The organism is Staphylococcus sp. OJ82 (genome assembly GCF_000294465.1).
In the GTDB taxonomy this organism is placed as follows: domain Bacteria; phylum Bacillota; class Bacilli; order Staphylococcales; family Staphylococcaceae; genus Staphylococcus; species Staphylococcus equorum.
Genome location: NZ_ALPU01000011.1, coordinates 41,476 through 54,944, shown reverse-complemented (window position 1 = coordinate 54,944; position 13,469 = coordinate 41,476). Strand labels below are relative to the sequence as shown.

The window sequence follows — 13,469 nt, the reverse complement described above, 5'->3', positions numbered from 1 at the left end:
TTGAAATTAAAATTCAATGCGGCCTTTATATTTAAATGTATGCCTTAGATTTTCATCTGCAATATTTTATAATTTATTTAAATGTTTCTGCTAAAAATGATTCAACTTGTTCTGGAGATTTTGCATTTGCTGAATGTAAATGAGCTAGTTTTTCTCCATTTTTGAAAACTAACAAGCTAGGAATACCCATTACATCATTGTCAGACGCTACGTCTTCTAATTCATCACGATTTACAGTGAACCATTGGTAATCATTATATTTTTCAGTGATTGGATCAATCCACATGTCCATCGCTTTACAATCTGGACACCAGCCTGCTTCGAATTTAACAATGACAGGATTATCACTTTGTATTGTTTCTTTAAAATTGTCTGTAGAATTTATTGGTTGCATAGTATAACTCCTTTATTTTAGATATTATTAACTTTATTATAACTGACAATTAGCCATTATTAAAAAAATCAGCTTGATATTAAGAGCGTTTTAAGTAGAAATTTGATATATTAGTGTTAACTAGACATAGGAGGTACAGCATAATGATAAAATTTTACCAGTATCCTAATTGTACAACTTGTAAGAAGGCAGCTAAGTTCTTACAGGAGTATGGTGTTAGTTTTGAACCAATTGATATCGTTCAACATACACCTACTAAAAACGAGTTTAAAGATATTATTGAAGCGACAGAAATTGATATTAATAAACTTTTTAACACACATGGCGCAAAATATCGTGAGCTTGGATTGAAAGATAAGTTGAAAGATCTAACGAATGATGAAAAGTTAGATTTATTGGCTTCAAATGGTATGTTAGTTAAAAGACCACTAGCCATTTCAGGAAATAAAGTTACAGTTGGATTTAAAGAAGACCAATATAAAGAAACTTGGTTATAAAATAAATTTTAAATTCATAATTAAATAAGTGGTTACAATAGTGATTGTGGAAACGCTTCATCTATTGCTGTGAAAACATCTGATTGCATTATGGTATCAGGAAATAGTTGCTTGAAAGCTTTTCATATGGCATCATTAATATGTAAAATCATTTAGGAGGGGATTCTTGTGGCAGTACCGAGTGAATTTAAATATTCTAAAGAACATGAATGGGTTAAAATTGAAGGAAATACAGTAACAATTGGTATAACTGAATATGCTCAAGGTGAATTAGGAGATATCGTATTCGTTGAATTACCAGAAGTCGACGATGAGATTAACGAAGGTGAAACTTTTGGTAGTGTTGAATCAGTAAAAACAGTTTCAGAACTATACGCACCTGTTACTGGGAAAGTTGTCGAGTCTAACGAAGAATTAGAAGACAGCCCAGAATTCGTAAATGAATCACCATACGATAAAGCATGGATGGTAAAAGTTGAATTAAGTGATGAAAGTCAATTAGATGAATTACTATCAGCTGAGCAATACTCAGAAATGATTGGTGAATAAAAACAAAGTATGAACTCCATGATATAGATTATCTTGGGGTTTTTTTAATGAGAATAATCTATTTTATGTGATTTTTAGTCAAGTTAAAAGATGCATAAAGTGAGCTATAGTAAATCATAGCTTAATAGTACTAAAAAACAGTTCTTATATAAGATAATGAATATTTAATTAGATGTCTTTAAATGACAAAAATTATTTTCAATAATAAGATAAGATTAGGAATATGTAAATTATGTTTATAGTCGCTAAGTATTGTGAAGAACTAAGTAGATTGAACAACTATCAACATTTAGAGGGTGGATGTCATGACGATACTAAACCAAGTTATCATTGTCGAAGGCAAGTCAGACAAGAAGCGGGTAAAGCAAGTTATTGATCAGCCAATTGATATCATATGTACAAACGGTACTATGGGCATTGATAAAATCGATGAAATGGTTGAAACTTTATATGATAAACAAGTGTATATTCTTGTTGATTCAGATAAAGAAGGTGAAAAGATACGGAAATGGTTCAAACGATATCTCAGTGAAAGTAAACATATACGCATAGATAGACAATATTGTGAGGTTGCTAGATGCCCTAAACCATATTTATCCAAAGTACTGCGAAAACATGGTTTTTCTGTAAAAGACGCAGAAAAAGTAGCTAAAGCAAAATTAGATTATATAGCTGAAAGGGTAAGTTTATTAACATGAATGTAACAAGTGAACACCGTGCAGATGTGCACGAACATGAAGAAAAAGAAAAATATTTAATATTTGGTTATACACCAACGTGTGGAACTTGTAAAGTTTCAGAACGCATGTTAGCTATAGCAAATGAAATTTTGAAACTACCAATTACAAAAATAGATTTGAATTTTCATCCTGATTTTAGCCAAGCGCAAGAAATACAATCTGTACCTGTGCTCATGTTGATGTCTAAAGGTAAAGAGCAGAAAAGAATTTACGCATTTCAATCTGTTCCTTATTTGTTAGAAAATTTAAAATAGTTATTGACGAAACATGAGTGCGATGATAGGATTAAAAATAATTAAATAAATGATACTCTTATCAAGAGTGGTGGAGGGATGTGCCCTTTGAAGCCCGGCAACCGTCTGAATCAGAAATGGTGCCAATTCACATGAAGTTACGATTAACTTTGGGAGATGAGAGAAGCGATTAATGCTTTCTCTTTTCTTCACTGAATAAAAGAGGAAGCATTTTTTAATTGATAGTGTAATACAAGGAGGCAAGTGTGATGATTGAATTAAATCAAATAGTCAAAAGGTACAAGACAAAAAAACACGACGTACTAGCTGTAGATCATGTTGATTTAAACATTCAATCAGGCTCAATCTTTGGAGTAGTTGGTTTTTCAGGAGCGGGGAAAAGTACTTTAGTAAGACTCTTGAACAATCTTGAGCAACCTACTTCAGGTGACGTAATTATTGATGGAGATAAGATTGGTGATTTATCTAAATCAGATTTAAGAAAAAAACGTCAAAAAGTGAGCATGATTTTTCAACATTTTAATTTACTGTGGTCACGAAATGTATTAAATAATATTACATTTCCGCTAGAAATTGCTGGTGTTTCACGCCGTGAAGCGAAGCAACGTGCTTTAGAACTAGTGGAATTGGTAGGACTAAAAGGAAGAGAAAATGCATATCCATCGGAATTATCAGGCGGTCAAAAGCAACGTGTCGGTATCGCGCGTGCATTAGCTAATGAACCTACTGTATTGCTTTGCGATGAAGCAACAAGTGCGTTAGATCCTCAAACGACAGATGAAATTCTAGAATTATTATTAAAGATTAAAGAAGAACGAAATTTAACAATCGTAATCATTACACACGAAATGCATGTCATTCGACGTATCTGTGATGAAGTCGCTGTTATGGAAAGTGGCCGTGTAATTGAACAAGGCAAGGTTACAACTGTCTTTGAAAACCCACAACATGAAGTAACAAAACGCTTTGTGAAAGATGATTTAGACGATGATTTTGATGAATCTATCACAGATTTAATAACATTAAATGAAAATGATTATGTAGTTCGCTTGAATTTTACAGGAAGCAATACTACGGAGCCGTTAGTATCATACATAACTAAGACGCATAATATTGATGTAAATATATTGGAAGCTAATATTAAACATACGAAAGACGGTTCAATCGGCTTTTTAGTAGTGCATTTACCAACAGTAAATTCAGAAAAATTCGAAAAATTCAAAAATGATTTAGAAGCGCAACACGTTTCAGTGGAGGTGTTAAAGCATGGGTAATTCGTTTGGTGACATACTCCGTGAGATGGTTACTATGCCAAATATTAGTTGGGACGAAGTTTGGTTAGCAACATATGAAACAATTTATATGACTGTAATAGCAACAGCGTTTGCTTTTGTTTTAGGACTGATTTTAGGTGTATTACTCTTCTTATCAGCTAAAAGTAAATCACCAGTGGCAAGAGTCTTTTATAGTGTAGTTTCATTTATCGTAAACTTATTCAGAGCGATACCTTTCATTATTCTCATACTCTTGTTGATTCCATTCACAAGTTTAATATTAGGAACAATTAGTGGACCAACTGGAGCTTTACCAGCATTGATTATTAGTGCTGCACCGTTCTATGCAAGATTAGTAGAGATCGCATTTAAAGAAATCGACAAAGGCGTAATCGAAGCGGCTTGGTCAATGGGCGCAAATACATGGACAGTAGTGAAAAAAGTCCTTTTACCAGAAGCAATGCCAGCTTTAATATCCGGTATTACAGTGACTGCAATTGCTTTAGTTGGATCAACAGCGGTTGCAGGTGTAATTGGTGCAGGTGGTTTAGGTAACTTAGCGTATTTAACTGGCTTCACACGAAATCAAAATGACGTCATATTTGTATCAACAGTTTTAATACTGATTATTGTATTTATCATTCAATTTATTGGTGACTGGTCTACAAATAAAATAGATAAACGATAAATTTTAAAAGGGGACTTTATTATATGAAAAAAATATTAAGTTTAGTTTCTGTAGTTGCTTTAGCACTTTTATTAGCAGCATGTGGCGGTGGCGGAGATGAAAAAGATAAGACAATTACAGTCGGAGCTTCGCCAGCACCGCACGCAGAAATATTAGAAAAAGCAGAACCATTGTTAGAAGATAAAGGTTATAAGCTAAAAATCAAAACGATTAATGATTATACAACACCGAATAAATTATTAGATAAAGGTGAACTTGATGCGAACTTCTTCCAACATACACCATATTTAAAAACAGAGAAGGAAGACAAAGGCTATAAAGTGGAATCAGCAGGAAACGTTCACTTGGAGCCTATGGCAGTTTACTCTAAAAAATATAAAAGTTTAAAAGATTTACCAAAAGGCGCAACAGTATATGTTTCGAATAATCCAGCTGAAGAAGGACGTTTCTTAAAATTCTTCGTAGATGAAGGACTTATTAAATTAAAAGATGGCGTTAAAACAGAAGACGCTACGTTTGATGATATTGTAGAAAATAAAAAAGACATCAAATTTAATAATAAACAATCTGCAGAGTATCTACCTAAAATTTATCAAAACGAAGATGCTGATGCTGTAATTATTAATTCAAACTTTGCAATTGATCAAGATTTAAGCCCTAAAGATGATTCAATTGTTCTAGAGAAAGCAAAAGACAATCCTTATGCGAATTTAATTGGCGTAAGAGAAGGTCATAAAGATGACGAGAAAATCAAAGCACTAATTGATGTACTCCAATCTAAAGAAATTAAAGACTACATCAACAAAGAATACGATGGTGCGGTCGTACCAGCAAAATAATATCGAATTCTATAAAGAATCCTTTAACCGCAACGGTTTAAGGGTTCTTTTTTATGGTTAACCTTTTTGACACTATGTTTATTTAATTCTGTAGTTACTTTTCTATAGCCATAGGTATAGTTGTGTTTATGACAAATATATTTAGTTTTTTCTTCAACTGAATCTGCTTCATAATTTTTACGTTTCCAACGATAATAAGTAGATTTGGGGATGTTAAAAACCTCTAATATTACTTTTACTGGAAAGCTCAATTTCAACGCATTAACTACTCGTATCATTACTTTTGTCGCCACTTCCTTTCCAATTCTTCGTACTTATTTAAACATCAATTTCAGCTTGTTGACGCTTAATTTTTAATTTTAATTTATCTCATTATTTAATTCTTCAATTCCTTTTCCATATGAATATTGTTTTCCAAATTGTTGATGAAAGTTATTACTTTCATCATCTTTGTACTTGAGTCTTACTTTTAATATCTAAAGTTTCCATAAGCGGTTATTTTTAGGACATAACTGTCTTGTAGTAAATTAAAAGATAACATAAAATCATTTTGATTTTTACCCGTCAGCAGAAGTGTTGGTGGGTAGTTATGCATTTATAAAATATATAAAGTTAATTAGCATTTTCATTAATATAGAATTTTTGTGTCTATGTTTAATAACTTTTGGCAATTTTATCCAAAATATTAATCACTAAACTAAAAATAATGTTTTAAAAAATAGTTATCAAAAATATAATATTTTGTAAAGCAGTTAGGCATTAAAATTTTACAGTTAGGAATTATAAATAACATAATATTTAAATTGCTATAAACTATATTTAAATATTATTAAAGTGGGTGGTATAATATAAGCTGAAAGGGAATATTAACTTAATATCAGTTGCTGGATAAAACATTATAAAGGGGAATGCTAATGTATAAAACTTTATTTTTTAACAAGATTTCAGAATTGAAAGAAAATGGTTTAGAAGTTTTAGAACAGAGTACAACTCACATTCTGCCAGTTATAATAGGTGGTTCTAAGCAATGTACTCAAGTAGCTAAATTAATATTTGATAATTTTAACATATATGTCCAAGCAATTAATTCACCTACTGTGGAGAGCGGTACTGAAAGATTCAGAATTAATGTAACGCCAAATCATACTGAAGAACAAATGGAGTTATTAGTATCCTCTATTGTATTTGTTTTTGATAAATTAAATATTAAGCGAAGTGTGTAATTATGAATTTTTTAATGTATTTTTTCTGTATGCTAGTATGGGGCTTAAATTTTATAGCTGTGAAAATTCAAGGTGATAGCGTACCATTAGAAGTTGCACTATTATACAGATCGGTTATTGCCTTAATTTTGTTTTCGATACTACTCTCCTTTCTAATGAAAAAAATAGACTTAAAAAGTGTGAATTGGTTTACTGTGATTGGGTTTGGTTTGTGTAATTTTACAATAAGTTATCTGTTGCTCTATTATGGTACATTTTATAGTACTGCAGCAATAGTGACTCTTATATTTTCTATGAAGGCGATATTAACACCGATATTTATAAGTCTAATCTTTAAAAAGAAAATACCTAATAGGATATATTGGGGTGGATTTATAGGCATATTAAGTGTTTTTATAATTTTATTCCCAGATTTAAATAATCTAACAAGTAAATTTATAATTGGTGTAATAATGGCTTTAGCTGGTACTATTATTACATCTATTGGAGATGTATTTTCATTATATAATAGTGATAACAATACTAATCCGGTTTTAGCTAATACAATAGGTATGTCATCTGCCGTACTATTTTTAATTATTTATACTAGTCTTAAAGGATACTCATATGCGTTACCACAAGAACCTAATTTCTGGTTTGGACTATTATATCTATCTATATTAGCTTCATTTTTAGCATGGTTATTTTATTTGAAACTAATTAGCAACATCGGTGCTTCTGAAAGTGGATATATGGTTGCGATGTTTCCAGCAATTGGAGGAGCGGCAAGCGTTCTTATGGGAGAATCGGTGGTTAGCATAAATCTTATAATGGGGACCCTTCTAGCTTGCTTTGGTGCTTATTTGGCATTGAAGAAAAAGAAAGCTTCTGGTTAAAATTCAAGGGCAAATAAGCGTGTAATTTTGATAATAAGGGCAAGGGTATGAACAATAAATTAACTTGAATGAACTAAAAATTCCTATATATCAGTATTTTGATTATTCATGAACTTCCTTGATAAATTGCTCAATTATTCCAGCAAAATAACATCAAATTTCATGAAGAATCCTTTAACCGCAATGGTTTGAGGGTTCTTTTTTATGGTTGTAAGAATTGAAAAAGAGCAGTATGTAAAAATTATCGAATATAAAGCATAAAAAACACGACCAAATTTGGACGTGTTAACTAAGTTTTACTTATTCAAGGTTGTTCATCATTTCTTTATCTATTTGTTCTATAACACTTTTTAAAGATATGGCTACGACTTAATATTTGTGAAGATACTTCTTTTATAATCTCTTCATCTTTAACAGTCGTTCTTAAAAATATGTAAAAGCGTCTAAGTTGTATAGGATTGCCTTTGTGATTCGTTAACACAAAATTGCTATTTAGGTAATAATTGTCATTCCATTTTGACTCTTTCTTGTTTTTAATTAATACGATAATAAAAAATTAAAGTTGAGAATATGAGTGTAGAGGGCTTTATTATTATGAAATAGGCACATATCATTTAAAGTAACTTATGTATATTGCAAAGATAACTAGAAATGTAGCAAATATTCCATGTACGATTAAAAGTAAATAATACTGTTTATCAGTCATGGGGTAAAGTTGTTCCGCTTAACTCTTCTATTATTTTCCCAGCGAAATATAAAAGCCCAAAAATAAGCGTAGATAGGTATGAAAATAATCCCTAATACAATAGCAGCTAGTAAACCCATAATAAATCTCCTTTTTGCTTAAGGATATCATAAATTATATATTAGATTATCAAAACATATAAATGCGTGGGTATGTATTTTTGACGTTTGGAGAATATAAGGCAATAATAAAAAACTGTAAAATATAGTTGTGTATAGAATTTATAAAGTAAATTGTAATAAATTATTGAAACATGTGATGCACGCTTATCTCTTATATTTGAAATAGTGGTCTCAGGTGAGTAAAATAAGAGAATGGAAATAGATTGATTGAGAAAAATCAGTTTAATTTTCAATGGGAGAACTAACAAATTAATGGTAAGCTTTCTATAATAATGGAAGGTTTATATATTGATTATATATAGAATCACTAAAATATCACTTTCGCTGTTGATATTTTATTTAATAGCTCGGAGGTTATGGGATGCTTTTATATCATAAATGATTTAAAAGTGATGGGACATATACTTCCGGGTTATTTTTTAGCGCATTTATCTGGGTTCTTACAAGACGCATGAGCAAATGGGACTAATTTAGTGCTTGCAGAATACTTCAATACGTAAATATGTAACCGTGTCTGAGCCAAACGCTTCTGACATATAAAATAATAAGATTGTACTTAAAGAACTACAAAAAACCACCGACAAAGTTGCTTAACTTCGTCGGTGGTTTGTCTACGGTTGAAATACTATTTTAATTAAAGTATATATTTAGACTAAATCATGCTCATCTTTAATATCGCCAACTATATTTTCTAAAATGTTTTCCATGGTAATTATACCAATAGGATCACGGTTTTCATCTTCGACAAGTGCGATGTGGATTTGATGTGTTTTCATCAGCTCTAATACATGATGGTATTTAGTATTAAGACTTACTTTTAGAATATCGTTTGTAATATCTTCAAGTGTCGTTAAATCATCATTTAAAAAATCCTTAGCATGTAAGTAACCAACAATTTGAGTTGGGTTATCTCTAAATACAGGGAATCTTGTGTAATTCGCATTATTTATATAAGCTTTTGTTTCATCTACATCATTTTTAATATCGATAATTGAAACTTTGTTGAGAGCAATATAACCATCATTAACCGTCATTTCATCAAAGGCAAATGCACGATTGATATGTGTTAATTCATTTTCAGAGATTTCTCCGCCTTCATGACTTTCTTTAATCAATAATTTTAATTCTTCTTCGGAATGATAGAGTTCACTTTCTTTAGCAGGTTGCATACCAAACATCTTCAAAATTAATCTCGCTGAACCATTAAGTATATATATAAATGGATAAAATAATTTGTAAAACATGATCATTGGTTTAGCTATAATTAATGTGATTTGTTCGGCTTTTTGTATCGCAACTGTCTTAGGAGCCATTTCGCCGACTACAACGTGTAAATAGGTTGCAATTACGAAAGCGCTAATTAAAGTGAAGACATGTATCATCGAATCTGACAAACCTAAACTACTGAAAAGCGGGTGTAACATAAACTCGAAAGTCGATTCGCCGACCATACCGATGCCTAAAGCGGTAATTGTAATACCTAATTGACAGGCGGCTAGGTATTCATCTAAGTGTGTTACTACCTTTTGTGCTGAAAGTGCATTTTTGTTATTACCTGTTGCAAGCGAGTGGATTCTTGATGTTCGAACTTTGACTATTGCGAACTCTGAAGCGACAAAGAATGCAGTAAGTATTAATAAAATGATAAACGTGATTAAACTAATAAGGGTTCCCAAATATTAATTAATTCCTCCAATATTTTCTGATTCAATCTAAAAATGATTGAAAGTTCATTATATAAAAAATGAGTGTAGTTATCCACTATCAAGATTTACAGAGGTTAAAAAATTGAATTTGTTTTTTGTGTCATCGAAAAATTTGAGAAAGTGTATTTAAAAACGCCATCGAGCAATATCGACGGCGTTTCAAACATATATTGATTTTAATCTTTTGTAGTGCTTCCTAATTTATAACTAATAATAAAGCCACAAATTATCGTTATGATTGAAATTATCCATATTAAAATAGAATCCGGGAGGCCAGGAAATACTGCGTAAAGCGAACCTACTACAAAACCAATAATTAATGCATAGGTTAAGTAAGTATGGTAAGTCAGTAAATGTTGAATGATTTTACTAGCAAATAAGAAACCGGCAATAACGCCTAAACCAACAGAAATCAATACAGGAATGGCATTAAAGTTTAGCGAAATAAATTCTGAGAGAGCATACATTACTGTACCGTATACTCCAAACACTAATAACATAAATGATCCTGATATACCTGGAAGTAACATAGCACTAGAAGCACACGCACCAGCAATAAAATATTTTATGAAAAGACCAGTTGAAAGTTCTAGTGTTTCACCTGCATGCTTGTCGCCGTTGTTTAATAAAGTAATAACAACAATTATAATGATACCTAATACTACAAGAGAGTAATGTTTAACATTAAATGTTTGTTTAAATCGAGAAGTTTTTAATAAATATGGAACGATTCCTGAGATTAACCCAACAAAAAAGAACATCGTGGGTACTGTATGTTCATTAAGTAAGTAATTAATAACTTTACTTAATAAGCCAATAGCAATTACCATCCCTAATCCGATTGGTATTAAAAATTTTAAACTTTCCCAAAAACGTTTTGAAAAAAGACCACTAACAGAACGAATAAACTCATCATAAATACCGAGTAAGAGGGCGATTGTACCTCCACTCACTCCCGGAACTAAATCAGTTGTTCCCATAGCAAATCCTTTCCAAATATTTGACCATTTTATTTTTGACATGACAGTCTCCTTTTGATTAAAAATATATAAATGATAATAGCATAAAAGTAAGCATGATAATATTAAAAGCAAAATAGAAAAGATTATTGTTTATCACATATAAATGAACTGAGACTCTAATTTAAAAGAATATAGGTATTGAGAACAAAGATGATATTATTATCAGTTACAAAAATTAAAGAATCCCTATCGAAAATGATTGTGTTTTAATAACGATTTTAATTTAGCTCCTGAAAAGGTTTATATTCGAATATAACTACGTTATAATTAGAAGATGTAAGAAAGGCTCAGTCTTTTGACTGTAGATTAAAATTATTATAAACTAGATAAGAAAAACATATCATATAATACGGAGGGAATATGTATGCCATCAACATTAGAAATTAAAGACCTACATGTGTCTATTGAAGATAAAGAAATTCTTAAGGGTGTTAACTTAACAATTAACACAGACGAAATACACGTTGTAATGGGACCAAATGGTACTGGTAAATCAACATTATCATCAGCAATCATGGGACACCCTAACTACGAAGTAACGAAAGGTGAAGTTTTATTAGACGGTGTTAACATATTAGAACTTGAAGTTGACGAACGTGCAAAAGCTGGACTTTTCTTAGCTATGCAATATCCGTCAGAAATCACTGGTGTTACAACTGCAGATTTTCTACGTTCAGCAATTAATGTTAAACGTGGAGAAGGTAATGAAATTAACTTGATGCAATTTATCAAAAAATTAGATAAAGAAATGGATCGTTTAGATATCAATCAAGATATGGCGCAACGTTATTTAAACGAAGGATTCTCTGGCGGCGAGAAAAAACGTAATGAAATTCTTCAATTAATGATGTTAGAACCAAAATTCGCAATTTTAGATGAAATTGACTCTGGTTTAGATATCGATGCTCTAAAAGTAGTATCTAAAGGTATCAACTTAATGCGTGGCGAAGAATTCGGTGCATTAATTATCACTCACTATCAACGTCTATTAAACTACATTACTCCAGACCATGTACATGTTATGTATGCGGGCAAAGTGGTTACTTCAGGCGGACCTGAATTAGCAAAACGTTTAGAAGAAGAAGGCTATGAATGGGTTAAAGAAGAGTTCAACGCTCAATAATAAGTCTCAAATCATATGAAAACATTAATTTAGATGAAGATTTAAGGTTTTGATTTATACCAATGAATTAAATCATACAATCATCAAATGGGAGGAAAAAATAGTATGACGACTGAAACTTTGAACATTTCTGAAGCTCAACTTGTTGAATATTCACAAGCCCATAATGAACCTTCTTGGTTAACTGAATTACGTAGAGAAGCGTTGAAATTAACTGAAACTTTAGAAATGCCAAAACCAGATAAAACAAAAATTAACAAATGGGATTTCGATTCATTTAAACAACATGAAACAGTAGGTAATGTTTATGAATCAATTGAAAATCTACCTGCAGAAGTAAAAGAAATTATTGATGTAGAAAACACAGAGAACTTAGTAATACAACATAATAATACACTTGCTTATACAAAGGTTTCTGATTCTGCAAAAAACGATGGCGTAATCATTGAAGGATTATCAGATGCGTTGAAGAATCATCCTGATTTAGTAAAAAAATATTTTATGAATGACACAGTAACTGTTGATGAACATAGATTAACAGCATTACACACAGCGCTTGTTAATGGCGGTATGTTTGTATATGTACCTAAAAACGTAATAGTTGAACATCCAATTCAATACGTTGTTTTACATGACGATGCTAATGCAAGTTTCTATAATCACGTTATTATTGCTACTGAAGAAAGTGCAGAAGTAACGTATGTTGAAAACTATTTGTCAAATGCAAGTGGTGAAGGTAACCAACTTAACATCGTTTCAGAAGTAAGTGCTGCTGCAAATTCGAAAATCACTTATGGTTCAGTAGATTATTTAGACAAAGGCTTTACAGGTCACATTATTCGTCGCGGTATGACAGAAGCAGACGCAACAATTAACTGGGCATTAGGACTAATGAATGAAGGTAGCCAAATAATTGATAATACTACTAATTTAATTGGTGATCGTTCAGAAAGTGAATTAAAATCTGTTGTTATTGGTACGGGTAGTCAAAAAATCAATTTAACGTCTAAAATCGTACAATACGGTAAAGAAACAAACGGATATATTTTAAAACACGGCGTTATGTTAGAAAGTGCTTCAACAATATTTAATGGTATTGGCTACATTAAACATGGTGGCGCTAAATCAAACGCGCAACAAGAATCACGTGTACTCATGCTTTCTGAAAAGGCACGTGGGGATGCGAATCCTATTCTGTTAATAGACGAAGATGACGTAGAAGCAGGACATGCAGCATCAGTAGGTCGTGTAGACCCAGAACAACTTTATTATCTAATGAGTCGTGGTATTTCACGTCGAGAAGCTGAACGTTTAGTTATTCACGGCTTCTTAGATCCAGTTGTACGTGAATTACCGATTGAAGATGTAAAACGCAAATTACGTGAAGTAATTGAACTTAAAATTAATAAATAATTAAC

15 protein-coding genes and 1 riboswitch are annotated in these 13,469 nt (G+C 31.4%); of the genes, 11 read left to right on the top strand and 4 right to left on the bottom strand.

From position 1 onward, the window contains the following. Positions 1 to 73 precede the first annotated feature (73 nt). Positions 74 to 394: a thioredoxin family protein gene (locus SOJ_RS11090; RefSeq protein WP_002508192.1), complete on the bottom strand. Its 321-nt coding sequence runs from the start codon at positions 392 to 394 to the stop codon at positions 74 to 76. Between the two features lie 143 nt (positions 395 to 537). Between SOJ_RS11090 and SOJ_RS11085 the strand changes: the two genes are divergently transcribed. The 7 genes from SOJ_RS11085 (at position 538) to SOJ_RS11055 (ending at position 5,235) form a co-directional block, all read left to right on the top strand. Then, positions 538 to 891, top strand: a complete 354-nt coding sequence (locus tag SOJ_RS11085) for an arsenate reductase family protein (protein ID WP_002508191.1) — start codon at positions 538 to 540, stop codon at positions 889 to 891. A 168-nt stretch (positions 892 to 1,059) separates the two neighbouring features. Then, entirely contained in the window at positions 1,060 to 1,440 is a 381-nt protein-coding gene (gene gcvH, locus SOJ_RS11080; protein WP_002508190.1) for a glycine cleavage system protein GcvH, read from the top strand. A 305-nt stretch (positions 1,441 to 1,745) separates the two neighbouring features. Beyond that, positions 1,746 to 2,138: a toprim domain-containing protein gene (locus tag SOJ_RS11075; protein WP_002508189.1), complete on the top strand. Its 393-nt coding sequence runs from the start codon at positions 1,746 to 1,748 to the stop codon at positions 2,136 to 2,138. After that, positions 2,135 to 2,434: a thioredoxin family protein gene (locus SOJ_RS11070; protein WP_002508188.1), complete on the top strand. Its 300-nt coding sequence runs from the start codon at positions 2,135 to 2,137 to the stop codon at positions 2,432 to 2,434. The genes SOJ_RS11075 and SOJ_RS11070 overlap by 4 nt, the downstream gene beginning before the upstream one ends. Before the next feature lie 55 nt (positions 2,435 to 2,489). Further along, positions 2,490 to 2,597, top strand: a riboswitch (SAM riboswitch). An 85-nt stretch (positions 2,598 to 2,682) separates the two neighbouring features. Continuing rightward, positions 2,683 to 3,708: a methionine ABC transporter ATP-binding protein gene (locus tag SOJ_RS11065; protein ID WP_002508187.1), complete on the top strand. Its 1,026-nt coding sequence runs from the start codon at positions 2,683 to 2,685 to the stop codon at positions 3,706 to 3,708. Then, positions 3,701 to 4,396: a methionine ABC transporter permease gene (locus tag SOJ_RS11060; protein WP_002508186.1), complete on the top strand. Its 696-nt coding sequence runs from the start codon at positions 3,701 to 3,703 to the stop codon at positions 4,394 to 4,396. The genes SOJ_RS11065 and SOJ_RS11060 overlap by 8 nt, the downstream gene beginning before the upstream one ends. 23 nt (positions 4,397 to 4,419) lie before the next feature. Further along, positions 4,420 to 5,235, top strand: a complete 816-nt coding sequence (locus SOJ_RS11055; RefSeq protein WP_002508185.1) for a MetQ/NlpA family ABC transporter substrate-binding protein — start codon at positions 4,420 to 4,422, stop codon at positions 5,233 to 5,235. 23 nt (positions 5,236 to 5,258) lie between these two features. On the opposite strand, the gene SOJ_RS11050 is transcribed toward SOJ_RS11055, so the two are convergent. Beyond that, on the bottom strand, positions 5,259 to 5,513 hold the full coding sequence (locus SOJ_RS11050; RefSeq protein ID WP_002508184.1) for an IS3 family transposase: 255 nt from the start codon (positions 5,511 to 5,513) through the stop codon (positions 5,259 to 5,261). A gap of 636 nt (positions 5,514 to 6,149) precedes the next feature. Here SOJ_RS11050 and SOJ_RS11045 point away from each other — a divergent pair. Then, positions 6,150 to 6,458 carry an aminotransferase class I/II-fold pyridoxal phosphate-dependent enzyme gene (locus tag SOJ_RS11045; protein WP_002508183.1) on the top strand — a complete coding sequence of 103 codons (309 nt, stop codon included), beginning with the start codon at positions 6,150 to 6,152 and terminating at the stop codon, positions 6,456 to 6,458. Positions 6,459 to 6,460: 2 nt separating this feature from the next. Further along, entirely contained in the window at positions 6,461 to 7,333 is an 873-nt protein-coding gene (locus SOJ_RS11040) for a DMT family transporter (protein WP_002508182.1), read from the top strand. A gap of 1,514 nt (positions 7,334 to 8,847) precedes the next feature. On the opposite strand, the gene SOJ_RS11035 is transcribed toward SOJ_RS11040, so the two are convergent. Continuing rightward, positions 8,848 to 9,876 (bottom strand): hemolysin family protein, encoded by a 1,029-nt coding sequence (locus SOJ_RS11035; protein ID WP_002508180.1) that lies wholly within the window; start codon positions 9,874 to 9,876, stop codon positions 8,848 to 8,850. Positions 9,877 to 10,082: 206 nt separating this feature from the next. Then, positions 10,083 to 10,928: a DUF368 domain-containing protein gene (locus SOJ_RS11030; RefSeq protein ID WP_002508179.1), complete on the bottom strand. Its 846-nt coding sequence runs from the start codon at positions 10,926 to 10,928 to the stop codon at positions 10,083 to 10,085. Between the two features lie 364 nt (positions 10,929 to 11,292). Between SOJ_RS11030 and sufC the strand changes: the two genes are divergently transcribed. Beyond that, positions 11,293 to 12,051 carry a Fe-S cluster assembly ATPase SufC gene (sufC, locus tag SOJ_RS11025; protein ID WP_002508178.1) on the top strand — a complete coding sequence of 253 codons (759 nt, stop codon included), beginning with the start codon at positions 11,293 to 11,295 and terminating at the stop codon, positions 12,049 to 12,051. Positions 12,052 to 12,156: 105 nt separating this feature from the next. Next, positions 12,157 to 13,464 (top strand): Fe-S cluster assembly protein SufD, encoded by a 1,308-nt coding sequence (sufD, locus tag SOJ_RS11020; RefSeq protein WP_002508177.1) that lies wholly within the window; start codon positions 12,157 to 12,159, stop codon positions 13,462 to 13,464. Positions 13,465 to 13,469 lie beyond the last annotated feature (5 nt).

Excerpts from the sequence above, each read along its gene's own strand:
- SOJ_RS11090 (WP_002508192.1), bottom strand. The coding sequence starts at position 394 with ATGCAACCAATAAATTCTACAGACAATTTTAAAGAAACAATACAAAGT.
- SOJ_RS11085 (WP_002508191.1), top strand. The coding sequence starts at position 538 with ATGATAAAATTTTACCAGTATCCTAATTGTACAACTTGTAAGAAGGCA.
- SOJ_RS11075 (WP_002508189.1), top strand. The coding sequence starts at position 1,746 with ATGACGATACTAAACCAAGTTATCATTGTCGAAGGCAAGTCAGACAAG.
- SOJ_RS11070 (WP_002508188.1), top strand. The coding sequence starts at position 2,135 with ATGAATGTAACAAGTGAACACCGTGCAGATGTGCACGAACATGAAGAA.
- SOJ_RS11065 (WP_002508187.1), top strand. The coding sequence starts at position 2,683 with ATGATTGAATTAAATCAAATAGTCAAAAGGTACAAGACAAAAAAACAC.
- SOJ_RS11060 (WP_002508186.1), top strand. The coding sequence starts at position 3,701 with ATGGGTAATTCGTTTGGTGACATACTCCGTGAGATGGTTACTATGCCA.
- SOJ_RS11055 (WP_002508185.1), top strand. The coding sequence starts at position 4,420 with ATGAAAAAAATATTAAGTTTAGTTTCTGTAGTTGCTTTAGCACTTTTA.
- SOJ_RS11050 (WP_002508184.1), bottom strand. The coding sequence starts at position 5,513 with ATGATACGAGTAGTTAATGCGTTGAAATTGAGCTTTCCAGTAAAAGTA.
- SOJ_RS11045 (WP_002508183.1), top strand. The coding sequence starts at position 6,150 with ATGTATAAAACTTTATTTTTTAACAAGATTTCAGAATTGAAAGAAAAT.
- SOJ_RS11040 (WP_002508182.1), top strand. The coding sequence starts at position 6,461 with ATGAATTTTTTAATGTATTTTTTCTGTATGCTAGTATGGGGCTTAAAT.
- SOJ_RS11030 (WP_002508179.1), bottom strand. The coding sequence starts at position 10,928 with ATGTCAAAAATAAAATGGTCAAATATTTGGAAAGGATTTGCTATGGGA.
- sufC (WP_002508178.1), top strand. The coding sequence starts at position 11,293 with ATGCCATCAACATTAGAAATTAAAGACCTACATGTGTCTATTGAAGAT.
- sufD (WP_002508177.1), top strand. The coding sequence starts at position 12,157 with ATGACGACTGAAACTTTGAACATTTCTGAAGCTCAACTTGTTGAATAT.